15 protein-coding genes are annotated in these 16,836 nt (G+C 42.6%); 6 read left to right on the top strand and 9 right to left on the bottom strand.

The window, feature by feature from the left end; all coding sequences use genetic code 11:
* Nucleotides 1-358: flagellin (locus AB4589_RS16585; RefSeq protein ID WP_277948682.1), on the top strand; the 358-nt coding region annotated here is incomplete at its 5' end.
* A gap of 749 nt (nt 359-1,107) precedes the next feature.
* Here the strand turns inward: AB4589_RS16585 and crr are convergent.
* The 5 genes from crr to cysZ all read right to left on the bottom strand — a co-directional run bounded on the left by crr (nt 1,108) and on the right by cysZ (nt 6,119).
* A complete protein-coding gene (gene crr, locus AB4589_RS16580; RefSeq protein WP_009847364.1) occupies nt 1,108-1,617 on the bottom strand; it encodes a PTS glucose transporter subunit IIA in 510 nt (169 codons plus the stop codon).
* A 106-nt stretch (nt 1,618-1,723) separates the two neighbouring features.
* A complete protein-coding gene (gene ptsI / locus AB4589_RS16575) occupies nt 1,724-3,448 on the bottom strand; it encodes a phosphoenolpyruvate-protein phosphotransferase PtsI (RefSeq protein WP_009847363.1) in 1,725 nt (574 codons plus the stop codon).
* A gap of 153 nt (nt 3,449-3,601) precedes the next feature.
* Nucleotides 3,602-3,859 (bottom strand): HPr family phosphocarrier protein, encoded by a 258-nt coding sequence (locus tag AB4589_RS16570; RefSeq protein ID WP_004734263.1) that lies wholly within the window; start codon nt 3,857-3,859, stop codon nt 3,602-3,604.
* A gap of 303 nt (nt 3,860-4,162) precedes the next feature.
* Nucleotides 4,163-5,131, bottom strand: coding sequence for a cysteine synthase A (gene cysK / locus AB4589_RS16565; protein WP_012604562.1), 969 nt, complete (start codon nt 5,129-5,131; stop codon nt 4,163-4,165).
* Between the two features lie 229 nt (nt 5,132-5,360).
* A complete protein-coding gene (gene cysZ, locus AB4589_RS16560; RefSeq protein ID WP_012604561.1) occupies nt 5,361-6,119 on the bottom strand; it encodes a sulfate transporter CysZ in 759 nt (252 codons plus the stop codon).
* Between the two features lie 229 nt (nt 6,120-6,348).
* Here cysZ and zipA point away from each other — a divergent pair, with 229 nt between their 5' ends.
* From zipA to cueR, 5 genes are all read left to right on the top strand, one after another.
* On the top strand, nt 6,349-7,485 hold the full coding sequence (zipA, locus tag AB4589_RS16555) for a cell division protein ZipA (RefSeq protein WP_372101178.1): 1,137 nt from the start codon (nt 6,349-6,351) through the stop codon (nt 7,483-7,485).
* Nucleotides 7,486-7,577: 92 nt separating this feature from the next.
* Nucleotides 7,578-9,590, top strand: a complete 2,013-nt coding sequence (ligA, locus tag AB4589_RS16550; protein WP_371709007.1) for an NAD-dependent DNA ligase LigA — start codon at nt 7,578-7,580, stop codon at nt 9,588-9,590.
* A gap of 524 nt (nt 9,591-10,114) precedes the next feature.
* Nucleotides 10,115-11,266: a porin gene (locus tag AB4589_RS16545; protein ID WP_102250403.1), complete on the top strand. Its 1,152-nt coding sequence runs from the start codon at nt 10,115-10,117 to the stop codon at nt 11,264-11,266.
* A gap of 124 nt (nt 11,267-11,390) precedes the next feature.
* The gene (locus AB4589_RS16540; RefSeq protein ID WP_102250402.1) at nt 11,391-12,197 is read left to right on the top strand and encodes a DUF2057 domain-containing protein; all 807 of its coding nucleotides are present in this window, start codon (nt 11,391-11,393) and stop codon (nt 12,195-12,197) included.
* 528 nt (nt 12,198-12,725) lie between these two features.
* A complete protein-coding gene (cueR, locus tag AB4589_RS16535) occupies nt 12,726-13,121 on the top strand; it encodes a Cu(I)-responsive transcriptional regulator (RefSeq protein WP_009847356.1) in 396 nt (131 codons plus the stop codon).
* A gap of 37 nt (nt 13,122-13,158) precedes the next feature.
* On the opposite strand, the gene AB4589_RS16530 is transcribed toward cueR, so the two are convergent.
* From AB4589_RS16530 to AB4589_RS16515, 4 genes are all read right to left on the bottom strand, one after another.
* Nucleotides 13,159-13,614, bottom strand: coding sequence for an NfeD family protein (locus tag AB4589_RS16530; protein WP_009847355.1), 456 nt, complete (start codon nt 13,612-13,614; stop codon nt 13,159-13,161).
* A gap of 3 nt (nt 13,615-13,617) precedes the next feature.
* The gene (locus AB4589_RS16525; RefSeq protein ID WP_009847354.1) at nt 13,618-14,547 is read right to left on the bottom strand and encodes an SPFH domain-containing protein; all 930 of its coding nucleotides are present in this window, start codon (nt 14,545-14,547) and stop codon (nt 13,618-13,620) included.
* Nucleotides 14,548-14,757: 210 nt separating this feature from the next.
* Nucleotides 14,758-15,612, bottom strand: a complete 855-nt coding sequence (locus AB4589_RS16520; RefSeq protein WP_372101175.1) for a co-chaperone YbbN — start codon at nt 15,610-15,612, stop codon at nt 14,758-14,760.
* Nucleotides 15,613-16,007: 395 nt separating this feature from the next.
* Nucleotides 16,008-16,835 carry an SDR family oxidoreductase gene (locus AB4589_RS16515; RefSeq protein ID WP_372101173.1) on the bottom strand — a complete coding sequence of 276 codons (828 nt, stop codon included), beginning with the start codon at nt 16,833-16,835 and terminating at the stop codon, nt 16,008-16,010.
* Between the last annotated feature and the right edge of the window lies 1 nt (nt 16,836).

Here is a 16,836-nt window from a genome sequence, read left to right as displayed (position 1 = left end):
TGGTGGTCTATCTGGTGAGTTAGGCATGCAGCCAGGTAAGCAAGTAACGGTTGATACTATCGACGTAACGTCTGTTGGTGGCGCTCAAGAATCTGTAGCTGTTATCGATGCGGCACTTAAATATGTAGATAGCCACCGTTCTGAGCTTGGTGCATTCCAAAACCGTTTCGACCACGCAATTAACAACTTAGATAACATCAACGAGAACGTTAATGCATCTAAGAGCCGTATCAAAGATACCGATTTCGCGAAAGAAACGACTAATATGACTAAGTCTCAGATTCTTTCACAGGCTTCAAGTTCAATTCTTGCGCAAGCGAAACAAGCTCCAAACTCAGCACTTAGCCTACTAGGCTAATCGGTTGAAAGGCCACGTTGACTTTAAGCGTTGTTGATCACAAGCGTCAACGTTAGGCTTCCACAAATTAGCTCGTGGTGAGAGATGAGCGCTAAACAGACCCAGACCCAGCTTCGGCTGGGTTTTTTATTGCCTGTTATTTAGCGAAGGTATATTTGGAAAAGTGCAGTGCTGGTAAGCAGACGCAAAAGAGAGATTCCCTATCACGCTCGTTCCTCACTGTAGGGAATGACGGGATCGGGAAATGATACTTCCATCATCTATTGCATTGAAGCAGCCTTTCGTCATTCCAGAATCGAGCAGAGCGAGGTATCAGAAATCTGCTTTTGGTCGAGGCTTGATTCGGATTAGACGTCAGGCTCTTGTTGTGGTCGAAAGATAATAAACGAGATAGCGCTAACTGCCTTTCATATAGGTGAATAATCAGGAATAAGTAATGCGGTCAACATTCGTCATCTCAAAATCGAGCTGAGCGAGATATCAGAGATCTGTTGTCTACCTGAAGTCATACCGCATGATCTAACATGCAGGTTCAGCGCCTAGGAAGGCGTTTAACTTGGCTTAATAACAAAGTAGGGCGGTTATTGGTAATTAAGGATTGGTATTGCTGTGGCTTATTGAGGGGCTGTTTACAATGAGGTGAAGAGCGGCAGTCAGAAGCGTCGGTTAAGGAACTCGAACAAATATAGCAGGCACAAAAAACGCCACCCTTAGGTAGCGTTTTAATTAAAGCAGATAAGTAATCAGGATTACTTAGTTACTTTAAGAACTGGAGTTTCGCCAACAGTTACAGAACCAGAAAGCTTGTTCAGCTCCTTGATTTCGTCCATGTTAGAGATAACAACTGGAGTAAGCGTAGATTTTGCTTTCTCTTCTAGAAGCGCAAGGTCGAAAGTGATGATTGTGTCACCAGCTTTAACAGATTGACCTTCTTCAGCTACACGAGTGAAGCCTTCGCCTTTAAGTTCAACAGTATCGATACCGAAGTGAACGAAAAGCTCAATACCGTCGTCAGACTCGATAGAGAATGCGTGGTTTGTTTCGAAGATTTTACCGATAGTACCGTTAACTGGAGCTACCATTTTATCGCCAGCTGGTTTGATAGCAATGCCATCACCAACGATTTTTTCAGCGAAAACTACATCTGGCACGTCTTCGATGTTTACGATTTCACCAGAAAGAGGTGCGATGATTTCGATTGCACCAGCATCAGCGCTGTCATCAGATACAAGCTTTTTCAGTTTGTCAAACAGACCCATTGTGTCATGCTCCTAACGTTTAGTTTTATTCTGTAGAATATACTATACCAATCTAACAAATTAGACGACTATTTTTAGCCGTCTAACTTCATTAAGCTCTTGGTGATTACTGAGTTTTCTCAGCGATGAACTTTTCTACACAAGCTTCAATTTCTGCAGCTGTAGGTAGAGATAGTGCTTCGTCAGCCATAGCTTTAACTTCAGCGAAGTTAGAGTTACGGATTACTTTCTTAACTTTAGGGATAGAGATACCGCTCATAGAGAACTCATCTAGACCCATACCAAGAAGAAGTAGAGTTGCACGCTCATCACCTGCTAGTTCGCCACACATACCTGTCCATTTACCTTCTTTGTGAGAAGCATCGATTACTTGCTTGATAACAAGAAGAACCGCTGGAGATAGTGGGTTGTATAGGTGAGAAATCATTTCGTTACCACGGTCTACCGCAAGAGTATATTGCGTTAGGTCGTTAGTACCGATAGAGAAGAAAGATACTTCTTTCGCTAGGTGGTGTGCGATTGCAGCTGCTGCTGGAGTCTCAACCATTACGCCGATTTCGATTTCTTCATCGAAAGCTAGGCCTTCAGCGCGAAGTTCAACTTTGTACTCTTCGATTGCTTTTTTCAGTTCACGGATCTCTTCAACAGAAATGATCATTGGGAACATGATGCGTAGTTTACCGTGTGCAGATGCACGTAGGATACCACGTAGTTGGTCACGTAGAATTTCACGACGATCCAAGCTGATACGTACTGCACGCCAGCCTAGGAAAGGGTTCATTTCTTGTGGAAGGTCCATGTATGGTAGGTCTTTATCGCCACCGATATCCATAGTACGGATAATCACTGACTCGCCTTCCATTGCTTCCGCTACTTCTTTGTAAGCAACGTATTGCTCTTCTTCAGTAGGAAGTGCAGTACGGTCCATGAATAGGAATTCAGTACGGTACAGACCAACGCCTTCACCGCCGTTACGCAGAATACCGTCACAGTCTTTTACTGTACCGATGTTGCCGCAAACTTCTACACGGTGACCGTCTAGAGTTTCAGCATGTAAGTCTTTTAGTTTTGCTAGTTCAACTGCTTCTGCTTCGAAATCAGATTTGATTTTCTTAGCTTCTGCTAATTCAGCGTCAGAAGGGTTGATGATGATCTTGTTGTTCATCGCGTCTAGCACAAGCATGTCGCCGTTTTTAACTTGCTTAGTGATATCGTTAGTACCAACGATAGCTGGAAGCTCAAGTGAACGTGCCATGATTGAAGTATGAGATGTACGACCGCCGATGTCACAAGCAAAACCAAGAACGTAGTCTAGGTTGATTTGTGCCGTTTCAGATGGCGTTAAATCGTAAGCAACTAGGATAACTTCTTCATTGATATCTGCTAGAGATACAATGTTGATGCCTAGTGCATTTTTAACGAAGCGAGTACCGATATCACGGATATCAGTCGCACGTTCTTTTAGGTACTCATCATCAAGCGACTCAAGTGCAACAGCTTGCTCTTCGATCACTGTGTAGATCGCGTTGTCTGCGTGCATTTTGTCTTTCTTGATGAGTGCTAAAATCTCTTCTTCTAGCTCTTCATCTTCAAGCAGCATGATGTGGCCTTCAAAGATTGCTTCTTTTTCTTCGCCAAAAGTTTCAAGTGCTTTTTGCTTTACAACTTCAAGTTGTTGAGAAGATTTGTTACGAGCGTCAAAAAAACGCTGAACTTCTGCTTCAACTTGATCGTCTGAGATAGATTGAGTGTTTAGGACAATTTCATCTTCTTGAAGTAGTAGTGCTTTACCGAAAGCAATACCAGGAGATGCTAGGATGCCTGAAATCATAGCCTTACCTTAGTTGTTCAACTGTAAACGGGAGAATGTGTGACTTTAAGTCGTCGACTAATGTCGCGCTTATTGCTATCTATTTCGAATTGCTATCTATTTCGAACAAAGCCACTTTGCTGTGCAAAATGGCTTTGAAAGAAGGAGACCGTATTAGTGTAGTTGATCCATAAGAGCAACTAGGTGGTCTACAGCTTGCTGAGCTTGAGGGCCTTCAGCTGAAATAGTAACGTTAGTACCTTTTACTAGGCCTAAAGTTTGTAGTTTGAACAGGCTTTTCGCGCTAGCGCTTTTGCCGTTAGAAGTCACTGTGATGTCAGCGTCGAAAGATTTTGCTTCTTTAACAAACTGTGCAGCTGGACGAGTGTGAAGACCGTTTTCTGCTGTGATTTCTACTTGCTTCTCGTACATTTTATATACCCCAATTAATTTATTTTTTGTAAGTTTGTAACCAGATTTAGCTTAACTGCTTTAGCTCAAATGCGCTAGAGGCTAGTACGCCATGTTCGTGTTAGAACTTAGACTGGTTATAAATTTTTATCCAGCCATGGTCGTCTTTTGTTGAGTACTCATGACTTTCAGAATTTGTTTATTGCTTCTTTTATTTTGAAGCGAAAAATAAAACAGACCCGATATTACCAAAGGTGAGGCAGGGATCAACAAAAAAGCCCCTAAATGGGGCTTTTTTGGACGAAAAATTGATTTGACCACATATTATTGTTGGTTCTCTTTTTCCGTAAAGATACCAGCAAATAGGGCCGTACTAAGGTAACGTTCGCCCGAGCTTGGCAGTACAGTAACGATAGTTTTCCCTGCAAATTCAGGTAGTTCCGAAATTCTGTTTGCTGCTACTACTGCTGCACCAGATGAGATGCCCGCTAGGATACCTTCTTCTTTCATTAGGCGTTGAGCCATCTCAATTGCTTCTTCAGAAGTTACTGACTCTACACGGTCAATAATGTCTAAATCTAGGTTGCCAGGAATGAAACCTGCGCCAATACCTTGGATTTTGTGTGGTGCTGGTTTGATTTCTTCACCTGCAAGTGCCTGCGCAATCACTGGAGATTCTGCTGGTTCAACGGCTACAGAAGTGATGGCTTTGCCTTTTTCACCTTTAATGTAACGACTTGTTCCAGTGATAGTGCCACCTGTACCTACACCGGCTACAAACACGTCGATCTCACCATCTGTTGCTTCCCAAATTTCAGGGCCAGTTGTCTGCTCGTGAATTTGTGGGTTCGCTGGGTTGTTGAATTGTTGCAGTAGTAGATACTTGTCTGGGTCTGAAGCAACAATCTCTTCAGCTTTAGCAATCGCGCCGTTCATACCTTTTGGTGCTTCAGTTAGCACTAGGTTTGCGCCAAGAGCTTTAAGCAGCTTACGACGTTCTAGGCTCATTGATTCAGGCATTGTTAGTGTTAGCTTGTAACCGCGCGCTGCAGCAACAAATGCAAGAGCAACACCTGTATTACCACTGGTAGGCTCAACAAGCTCGATACCTGGCTTAAGCGTACCTGCTTTTTCTGCTTCCCAGATCATGTTTGAACCAATACGACACTTAACGCTGAAGCTTGGGTTACGAGCTTCGATCTTAGCTAGGACGTTACCTTTGCTTACTTTGTTTAGGCGGACTAGAGGTGTGTTACCAATCGTTAGGGTGTTGTCTTCGTAGATCTTGCTCATGCGATATTCCTTCATTTAATGACAGAACTAAACGTAGTATATCTACCAATTTACCGTCTAGTGTCTTTCGATGTTTGTTTAGCTTGAATTTAGATTAAACAAGTTGAAAAAAAGGTAAAAGGATTAAAAAGTTATATCATATAGAGATGTCGCAGGATTCACGCCTATCTTTATTGAAATCAGAACTTCAAAAAGATAGGCGTTGTTAGAGCTGGCTGTAAAACGATAGCTATAGACGAGAGCGTAGAGCTTGGTCTTTAAACTCTGCAACCCACATTGCAGTAGCGCCGCAGACGGCAACTGGCATCACAATCAGGTTTAAAACTGGAATGGTAGTAAACACGGAAACAAGTGCGCCGAAGCTGTAGCTCTTACCTTGCTTTTGTTTCAAATTATTTCTCATGTCATCGAACTTGATTTTATGGTTGTCGAACGGGTAGTCAGCGTACTGAATAGCTAACATCCATGCAGTGAAAATGAACCATAAAAACGGTGCAACAGTTTGTCCTAGCGCTGGAATTAACAAAAGTAGGAACAAACCGATCGCTTTTGGCAGGATATAGACAAGCTTGCGCCATTCTCTTGCTAAAATACGAGGAGTGTCTTTAAGTACATCCAGTAAACCATCATCATTGACTTTTTTACCACTCAGCAGTTCTTCGACTTTTTCCGCGAGTAATCCGTTGAAAGGTGCGGCAATAAAGTTAGCGAGTGTACTGAAGAAATACGAAAACGTGGCCAAAACGGTTAACACAAGTAGTGGCCATAGGATATATGACAACCACGACAAGAAACTTGGCAATGCACCAATCCAGCCTTCAATCCAAGTGTTTAAGTTGGAGAAAATATAAAATAAAGCACCGCCCACGAGTAACACGTTAGCGATAAGAGGAAGCAGTACAAACTTACGGATACTCGGCGATAAGGCAATTTTTATTCCGAAAATAAAATAGCCAAAGCCAGAGCGAGGAACAGATTCAATAGTCATATTTAAATTGGGTCACATGTGAATTTGGTTAAATAGCAAACATCTCTAGTGTACTCGACCGAAATTAAGAAAAAAAGCGTGGTGAAAATCACACCAAGTAATGAACTAATTGTATTAAGTGGTTCTAAAACAGTGGCTACTTTTGATAGAGTAGTGAGATTAGCCAAATTAACCTAACTTAGTGACAGCGTGTTTATAGCTAGTTGACTAAGAAAGCTGAGAGCGAAAAATGCAGGAATTGCGATTTGTACTCATTATTGTTGGCGCATTAGCTATCGCCGCATTATTGTTCCATGGTCTATGGACGAGTAAGAAAGAAGGGAAAGCAAAGTTTGGAGATAAGCCGCTTGGTAAGCTTGATAACGACAGCTTAGATGAAGCTGAAACGATCCCAAACCGTTCATTCGCTCCTGAGGATGATTTTGAGATAATCCGAAAAGAGCGTAAAGAACCGGATTTTGCTGTCTCACCGTCTGCAACTGATCCGCTGATTGACTCAGACCCATTGTCAGCGCCGCAGCAAAAAGAAGCTCACGAAGACGAAATAGAATTGAATGATCTTCCTTCTTTCAGTGTTGAAGACCCGATCGAAGTTAAAGATGAGCTTGAACAGGTTGAGGAAGAGAAGGTTGTTGAACCTGAAGTTCCTAACTTTGAATTGACTGACGAGCAAAAACAAAATCACGCAGGCTTTAAAGAGCAGTACGGTTCGTTTGAAGAAGCCTCTGATGCGGTCGCTGATCCACTGCTTTCTAACGAAGGCTTAACGCCAAGCGAACCATTTATTGGGAAAGAAGTGGTTGCTGCACAAAGTGTTACTTCGGTTGAAGAAACTAAGTTAGATAAAGATGCTAACTTAGCAGAAGAAGCTCAGTTTGGTGACGAAGTTAATTTAGCTGACGAAAGTAAGTTAGATGAAAAAGCTCATTCAAATGAAGATCTTGGCCTTGAGGTCATTGTTCTTAATGTTCACTGTGCTGGGGAGATCCCATTTGTGGGTACTGAACTTTTCCGTAGCATGGAGAACAACGGCCTAGCTTATGGTGAAATGTCTATTTATCACTGCTTTGCACAAGCGAGCGATGAGCCAAAAGTTATTTTCAGCGTAGCAAATATGATGCAGCCAGGAACACTAGAACATGACGATCCTGCTGACTTTACCACCAAAGGTATTTCGTTCTTTATGACGCTGCCTTGTTATGGTCAAGCTGATCAAAATTTCAATGTGATGCTGAGTGCTGCACAGAAAATTGCCGACGATATGGGCGGAAACGTATTGGATGAGTCACGTAATTTAATGACGCCAAACCGTTTGTCTGACTACCGCAAGCAAATCCGAGACTTTATGACGGCAGCTAACGCCTAGCCGTATTGTTTAGCCTTGTAAATAATCTATATTTATAGAAAAGGGCTCCTAAGGGAGCCCTTTTTGATATTTCAATCACGACAGAGAATGATATGAAAGAATCGATTCAAGTTACCTTAGAGCAGTTAAGAGAAACTCTGCACTATCATGCCGTTCGTTATTACGTAGAAGATAGCCCTGAGATCCCTGATGTCGAGTACGATCGATTGATGCAACAACTGCTAAAGATCGAAGATGAGAACCCAGAACTTGTGACGGTAGATTCGCCGAGTCAGCGTGTCGGCGGTCAGCCTCTAGACGGCTTCACTCAAGTGACACATGAGATCCCGATGCTTTCTTTAGATAATGCTTTCTCTGATGACGATTTAGATGCGTTCAATAAGCGCATGTCTGATAGAGCGCCAACGGCGAACTTAGAGACTTTTTGTTGTGAGCCTAAACTTGATGGTTTAGCGGTGAGCCTACTCTATGTAAACGGCACCTTAGTACAGGCAGCGACGCGTGGTGATGGTGCGACTGGCGAAAATATTACCGAAAACGTGCGTACCATCAGCTCGATTCCGCTTAAGTTACAAGGTGAAGGCTGGCCAGAACGTATTGAAGTACGTGGCGAAGTGTTTATGCCAAAAGCGGGCTTCGACAAATTGAATGAGATGGCATTGAAGAAGGGTGAGAAGGTCTTTGTGAATCCACGTAATGCCGCCGCAGGTAGCTTACGTCAGCTTGATTCTCGTATTACAGCAAAACGCCCCTTGGCTTTCTACGCATACAGTGTCGGTGTTGTACAAGGCGCTGAGCTTTCAAATAGCCACTATCAACGTTTTCTGCAGCTGAAAGCTTGGGGCTTACCTATGTGTCCTGAAACTAAGCAGCTAAGCTCTCTTGAGGATGTAAAAGCCTATTACCAAGATATCATGACTCGTCGAGACACCTTGGCTTATGAAATTGATGGGGTGGTGATTAAGGTTGATGACATTGCCGCACAAGAAACTCTCGGTTTTGTTGCACGCGCACCTCGCTGGGCTATTGCTTATAAGTTTCCAGCTCAAGAAGAAGTTACTCTGCTCAATGATGTTGAGTTTCAGGTCGGTCGTACAGGCGCTATTACGCCGGTTGCTAAGCTTGAACCTATTTTTGTTGGCGGCGTGACGGTGAGTAATGCAACGCTGCACAATGCTGATGAGATAGCTCGTTTAGGTGTGAAGGTCGGAGATAGCGTGATTATCCGCCGTGCTGGTGACGTTATTCCACAAATTGTAGCTGTTGTACAAGATCGTCGTCCTGAGACGGCTAAAGACATTGTGTTCCCGGACGCCTGCCCTGTATGTAATTCTGCAGTGGAGCGCGTAGAGGGCGAAGCTGTAGCGCGTTGTACTGGCGGTTTAGTGTGTCAGGCGCAGCGTAAAGAGGCACTTAAGCACTTTGTGTCTAGAAAGGCGCTGGATGTCGATGGCCTTGGCGTAAAGGTGATAGAACAGCTTGTGGATCGCGAAATGGTCGAAACGCCAGCGGACCTGTTCAAGCTGAGCGCGGGTGTGATTACTGTTCTTGACCGTATGGGACCTAAATCGGCACAGAATGTAGTGAGTGCACTTAACAAAGCGAAAGATACGACATTGGCGCGCTTCCTTTATTCTTTAGGAATTCGAGAAGTAGGTGAAGCGACGGCTATGAACTTAGCTCAGCACTTTAAAACGCTAGAGTTGGTTCAAGCTGCAACTCATGAGCAGTTGGTTGAAGTGTCCGATATTGGTGACATCGTAGCAAGTCACCTCACGAGCTTCTTCTCACAAGAGAAAAATAGAGCAGTAGTCGACCAACTCATCGATCTTGGAGTTAACTGGCCTGCAATTGAAGCTGTTGCAGATGACCAAGAGTTACCGTTAGAGGGTAAAGTGGTTGTGTTGACGGGTTCATTGTCGCAATTAGGTCGTAGTGAAGCGAAAGCCGCTTTGCAGGCTTTAGGTGCAAAAGTAACCGGTAGCGTGTCTAAGAAAACGGATATCTTATTTGCTGGTGAAGCCGCTGGTTCTAAACTGACCAAAGCACAAGATTTAGGTATCGAAATAAGAACAGAAGAAGATCTAATAGCCCTTATTTCGTAAGTAAATACAGATAAAAAAAGCTCAAAGGCACTCCTTTCAAGGGAGTGCCTTTTTTGTTTCTGATATAAAAATGATGACTTTTTAATTGTTGAGAATTTTGTGCCTATACGAACTATGAAATTAGGACAGTGATGACGCTCAACATTAATGAAATGTTGTTATAGTTGTTTACTAAATGCGAGTGATATCAATTTTTAAGAGACCACTGCGTTTGTAAGTTTTTGTTTTTTAATGTTTTTGTTCTTTTGTCCTTCGGTTTTTTCAATTAGTAGATCTGGATCACTAAGTACATGATAAATTTGCACCAACTCATATTTTTTTAGATAAAAATTAAGTTCTCATTGATCTTTTTTGGGGTGAAGTTAGTCTTATTGGCATGGATGCACATTGTGTATAACCAGAAAGGAAATCGAGAATTCGGTGTTTCAGGATTCTCAAACAAGAAAAGGTATTTCTCTCTACGGCGGCCAACTTTAGGCGGGAAATATTCAAACAGCTATATCCATTTTTAGGAGTTTTATTCCATGGAAAACAAAATTTTCAAACGTACTTTACTTGGTGCTGCAGTTGCGATGATTTCAAGTGGTGCATTCGCATCTGAATCTTCTCAAGTTGGTGTTATCTCAGATTTTAACGTTCAGGCTTACGGTGTAGCAGCAATCTCTGTTGTTAACTACGATTCAGAAAAAACTAAAAACGGCGTAAAAACTGATACAGGTACGGGATACGATTACGAGAATGAATCTCGTATTGGTTTCCGTGCAAGTAAAGACATGTTCGATAACGTGAACGTATTCATGCAAATTGAATCTGGCTACGTTGGTGAAAACGGTGACGGTGCAACACTAGGTAACCGTGATACGTTCCTAGGCCTGCAAGGTGACTGGGGTAAAGTACGTTTTGGTCGTATGCTAACGCCAATGTATGAAGTAATTGACTGGCCTTATGCTAACCCAGGTTTGGGCGCAGTATGGGACTGGGGCGGTGATGTTAAATATAACCGTGACCGTCATGGTGATATGGCTCGATACGACTCTGCTGACTTGAATGGTTTTACATTCAACCTAGCAACAGGTCGTGGTGACTCTAGTGTTAAAGATAACTACTTCTACGGCGCGGCGGCTCACTACCGTTTAGCTGATACGGTTACTTTCCACGCTGCAGTTGAATCTGAATCAGATCGTGAAACAAAAGCCGCAGGCGCTTCAGCTTGGGGTATTTGTGAGACAGCTGCTGGCTGTAAAGACAAAGGCGGTAATACTGTAGCCGTTGGTAGTAACTTCCAGTCTGCTGCAACTGCTCAAGAGCTTGCTGATACATTCGGTTACTTGATTGGTTTTGAGGCATCACTTCCTGCAGGTTTCGGTATTTCTGCAGCCTACAAAGCGGGTGAGTCAGATGTTCAAGGCGGTGCTAAGTCTGAACAGGCTTCATACTCTGTAATTGGTCAATACTGGAACGGCCCTTGGGGCTTCAAGCTAGGTTACGCGGCTAACCTAGAGTCTGAAACTGACGGTGTTAAAAACGCTGATGAAGATAGCGTAATCTCAGGTCAGCTAATGTACGTTCATAACGGTTTTGTTCCTTACATCCGTCTAGCTCAACGCGATATCAAATCTGATGGCGCACAAACAGATACGTTCGTTACACGTATTGGTTTAGAGTACGGCTTCTAATCGAACCCATGCTTTAAGTAAAGAGATGCGCTGACTTGTTAGTCGGCGCATATTCATTTCTGGCCCAGCCTAAGAAAGAAAAGGCATCGAATAATATTATGGGGAAACCCTCGAGGTTGTTAATATGAAAAAAATAGTTTTAGCATCGATTCCTTTATTCTTAATTGGATGTACAACATTAGATTCTAATAGTGATTTTACAGATTCCGTTAAAAGAATAGAGAGTAAGCAAAATTACCAAATCGTCGTTGGTGAGTCGTTGTCTCCTGATGTGCTTGAAGTTAGACAAGGTCAGCTAGTTAACTCGTCTTTAGAGCTAAATTACGTTACCCCAAACAGTACTGTAACGGTACCTGATTCATACATAACGATGGAGCTTCAGTACTTTAAAAATTACAACGAGTATCGTTCTGTCTTAGTTCAAGGTTCTGAAGGTAAAGTGCCATTAAAACCTTATGCGGCTTCAGCTGAAACATGCAGCGATATATGTACTCAAACACAGTATGTGAAATTTCCTGTATCTAATGAAATCTTCAACGAAGCACCTTTTAAAGATCTAATTTTTGATGTCCAGGTTTCAAATGCGAACAGCATTTCGTTTTCTATTCCTGCTGGCTACATCGAAGCAATCGTAAATACGGGTGATAAAAACGCAACAGCTAAACCAGTGATGGTAGCAGCACCTGTAGTTGCAGTTCCCGCGCTTCAGCAAGAGCCGGTAAGCCAAGCTCAAGAGATGTCAAAATATTGGTTTGAACAAATTCCAACAGAACAAAGAGATTCTGTTATTAACTGGTCTGTAGCAAATCGAAATGGTGTTGTTGATTCTTTAGGTGATAATGTCAAAGAGATTGAAATGTTCGAATATTGGTTTAACAAAGCTTCCAAAGAAGAACGTAAAACGATAATCAAACAATTAATCGAGTTTTAAAGGAAAGGAGCCTAGGCTCCTTTTTTGTTAGTGTAGAACCTTACCATTACTATGCTTGCATATAACGATAGGCATATATTCTACAACACTACTTCCTAAGTCACATTTTATGATCGGTCCAGATGCAGTGCTTCCTACATTTTGGGCGGATACAGAGAAGCTTAAAACTAAGCTAAAAATTAACGCTAGATAACATTTCATAATGACACCTCACTAAAAATCTCTTCAAACAAGAGATATTCATTAGTATGTGAGGTATTTCTCAAAAATCAAAAAATTTCCTATGAAAAATAACGAATGCCTATTTTGCTATTTCAATCAGTAACTTGTTGATAGTTGGTGTTTGGGCTTGTTGGAAAATCTAAGCTACTCTCATCATTTGATGTAAAATAGCCATAAACAGCAGACTTTATTTTCGAACATTATATTGCTTCAATGTTTTGTTTCGGTAGCTAGCATTCCTAGATGTTTGAATAATAGTCTTAGGTTTCTAAATAGTTTTTAAGCGATATTTACTTGAGTAATATTATGAACATAAGCGAAGTTGCAAGCCTCACACAGTTATCACCTAAGTCTATTCGTTTGTATGAAGACAAAGGGGTGATATCTGCACCGTTACGTTCTGAAAATGGTTATCGGTCTTATGGTGAGAAGCAGATCAAGGAGCTCGGAATCGTAGCGAAAGCGAGAAGCGCTGGTTTTTCGCTTGATGAGTGTCGTGCGCTTGTTGAATTAGCCGACAACCCATGTCGAGAAAGTGCCGATGTTAAAGCAAAAGCGCTAAGTAAATTGGAAGAAGTGAATAAAAAAATTGAAGACTTACTGATCATTCAGAAGACATTGAAAGAGTGGGTTGAACAATGCCCTGGTGACTCAAATAGCCATTGCCCAATTATCGATTCACTTGTAGAGAAAAAGCCATAAGTTGGTTACTTATGGCTTTGAAGGAGGGTTTTCTTGATTATTGTTTAGTAGGGCTTATCGTGAGAACAATGCCATCGACAGCAGTAATCACGACTTCCTCTCCCGCATCAATATCATGTGTACTCATCGCAGACCATGAGCTATCCCCTAGCTTTATCCTGCAGTTACCTTTTTGTACCGGCTCTAAGAGGCGAGTCTTTCTTCCGATCAGTTGCTTCTCTCGCTGATTAAGGTCTCGAGTAGAGTCAGATTGCTTGTCACTAGATAGCTGTCTTCTCCACCACAGCCAAGTGGTGATAAGCGAGAAGCTCGCAAAGGATAGCCATTGCATCTGCCAACCGATTGGTAGTGCGCCTAATAAGGCCCCGACCAGCATGGCAGATATGCCTATCCATAAAAAGTAACCAGCGGTTCCAATTAGCTCAAGCGCTAACAATGCTAGACCAAACGCTAACCAATGCCAGTAGTTTACTTGTTCGAGTAATTCGACCATAAGTTAGTCCTTACTACCCTTGTCATTCTTATGTGCAAACATCTCTGCAATACCCGCAACAGAACCCATTAGTCCAGTCGCTTCGAGCGGTAGCATGATGATCTTACCGTTTTCTGCTTGGCCAATAGACTTCAGTGCGTCGGTGTAACCTTGTGCAATAAAGTAATTGACTGCTTGCATGTCACCTTGAGCAATCGCCGTTGATACCATTTCTGTCGCTTTAGCTTCTGCTTCTGCAGCCCGTTCACGAGCTTCAGCTTGCAGGATAGCTGCTTGCTTTTGGCCTTCTGCTTTTAAGATCTCTGATTGTTTGTGGCCTTCTGCTTTCAATATCTCAGCTTGTCGTACACCCTCTGCCTCTAGGATATCTGCACGTTTGTTACGCTCGGCTTTCATCTGGGCATTCATCGCAGCAGTAAGATCGGCTGGTGGCTGCACGTCTTTAATTTCGATACGCGTAACTTTGACACCCCAAGGGTTTGTCGCTTCATCAACGATATTCAATAATTTGGTGTTAATCATGTCTCGCTGGCTGAGCATTTCATCCAGTTCCATCGAGCCCAGTACAGTACGGATATTGGTGAGAGTTAAATTACGAATCGCGTGCTCAAGGTCATTCACCTCATAAGCCGCTTTAGGCGCATCGATCACTTGAACGAAACACACCGCATCAATAACCACATTTGCATTATCTTTGGAGATGACTTCTTGTGCCGGGATGTCGAGAACACGCTCCATCATACTGATGCGTTGTCCGATTTTATCGATAAATGGAATGATCAGGTTCAGACCTGGTTGGAGGGTTTGTGTATAACGGCCGAAGCGTTCTACTGTCCAGTTATTGCCTTGCGGAACCGTTTTTACTCCGGCGAAAATAAACAATATTGCGACGGCAGTAAAGACGCCGATAGTAATCAATGTATCAATAGCCATACAAAATCCTTTGCAAATTTAAGTTTTTGATAGTTCAGTATTGATACTGGCTCATATTTAAATTCTGAGCAAATTTATAAATGAGAAATGGGCCATAAAATATTGATTTTATGGCCCATTTTACATCATTTAATTCGATAAACTAATTGATTGAATTGTCAGTTTTCGATGAGATATACGATGCTTATCTTTAGTGCTTTTAGGGTTTAGTTAGTAGAGCAGAGAGTACAGCTGTCGGCGGTACTTACTGGCAACTGGGTTACCTTGTCCAAGCGCACTTAAGATATCCATGAACTCTTTTTTCATATCGCCATCGCAAGCATTTAGATCTTTTGCAAGGAAAGACCACAACAGTTCCATCGCTTCTTCGTTGCGATTCACTTGGTGATATTGCAATGCTAATTCAGATGCTGTCTTAGCGTCATTTGGGTCTTGCTGAAGAGTGGTTTCTAATGCTTGTATTTCAGGGCTGTCTGCTGCTTGCTTGTGAAGCTCAAGCTTTGCGACTAAGCCTTTATAGTAATTATCTTGGTACTCTAGAGGAATGGTGGCTAGCTGAGTTTCAGCTAGATCAAACTGTTGCGTTTCTAGTAAACATTCTGCGATTGCCAGTTTTACCTCGCCTTTGCTCGTCAGCTCTATTGGCAATTGTTGCATTGCTGCGAGGGCTTGTGCGTGCTCGCCTGCTTGCATTTGCTCGAGAGCATGACGCAGTGCGAGCTCGTCTTGGCTAGGAAGATGTTTTCCTAACATTTCAACAATCGCTTCTATGCTTTGTGGGCCACCCAAACCATCAACAGGCTGACCGTTAACAAACAGTGCAATAGTAGGGAGTGCTTGTACGCCAAATTGGCTAGCAATTGCCTGCTCTTGTTCACAATTCAACAGAGCTAAAGTAAAAGCGCCGTTGTATTGCTGAGTTAATGTTTGCAGTTCAGGGATCACCTGAGCACTTTCTTGGCTCATTGGTGCCCAAAAGTGGATGAGTACAGGCGTCTGCATTGAGGTTTCTAATACTTGACGAAAGTTCTGCTCATTAAGTTCAACAATATGCGGAGATTGCATTTACGTTCCTTGAGGTGTGTTTTGTGGGTACGTTGCAAATATGGGGGGAGATGCTGGTAACTTCAAGATCTAACTTGGTTATCTCAAATAAAAAGAGCCAAAATAGAAAAACGCTATGCTTCTATGTTGATAGAGTGGTTATCTCAACAGGGAAGGCATAGCGTTATCATTAAGGTGGTCAGTGAGGCATAGCGTAAGATACTCAAAACAGAATAAACAACGTAATCGCCAGACTCACACCGACCCAATTAAGGCGGTTTAAAGTCATGAAATATCCAGATTAGGTTCATCAATTGGGAATAATTGATGAGATAGGACAATCATGACATCTTATTGTTACGGAAAAATTACATCGTTACATTAAAGTTTGCGACTGTTGATGCAAAGTTAGTAATTTATGCAGCTTTTCTCAAAATAGGGTCTAGCAAGCGACTTGGTAGAATTCTTTTCAATACCGCGAAGACTTTAGTTGGGGTCGTCACTCGGTATCTGAGTTTGGGTTTATCGGCGGTGAGTGCGTGATAAACCGGTTCAATACAACTTTCAGGCGGAAGAACAAAAGCGTTGTTCGATGATTCTTTTTCGAGTCGGTCTTTTTGTTGTTGATAAGCTTCTTGATGAGCGCTGCCAGCAATGGTGATCCATTTATTGAAAGCTTTCAGGGCATTATTTCTAAATTGGGTTTCTATTGGGCCTGGCTGCAATAACGAGATATGAATACCACTACCATGTAGTTCTAAACGTAAGGTATCTGTCCAGCCTTCTAGCGCGAACTTTGAAGCGTTGTAAGCGCCACGATATTTCATGGCCGCGAAGCCTAATACGGAACTGTTTTGTACGATTCGGCCTTCGCCGCGTTCGCGCATGTGCGGGAGGATCTGACAAACAAGATGGTGCCAGCCAAAGAAGTTGGTTTCGAATTGTTCTCTGAGACCTTGGGTCGGTAAGTCTTCTAGCGCGCCAGCTTGACCATAAGCGCCGTTATTGAATAAGCCATATAATCCGTTAGGCGCTAGCTCAATAGCAAGTTGTGCAGCTTGCTCAATGCTTTCTTGGTTAGAAAGGTCGAGCTGTATGCAGGTCAGTCCCTCATCTTGCAGACGCTGTACATCTTGCGGATGACGACACGATGCAATGACGTGGAAGCCACGCTTTTGTAGTGCATGCGCACATGTGTAGCCAATACCCGTTGAGCAACCGGTGATCAGAATCGACTTGTTCACG

This window comes from Vibrio sp. 10N.222.49.A3, from assembly GCF_041475145.1.
Classification (GTDB): Bacteria; Pseudomonadota; Gammaproteobacteria; order Enterobacterales; family Vibrionaceae; genus Vibrio; species Vibrio tasmaniensis_A.
This window is presented reverse-complemented; position numbering and strand designations above follow the sequence as displayed.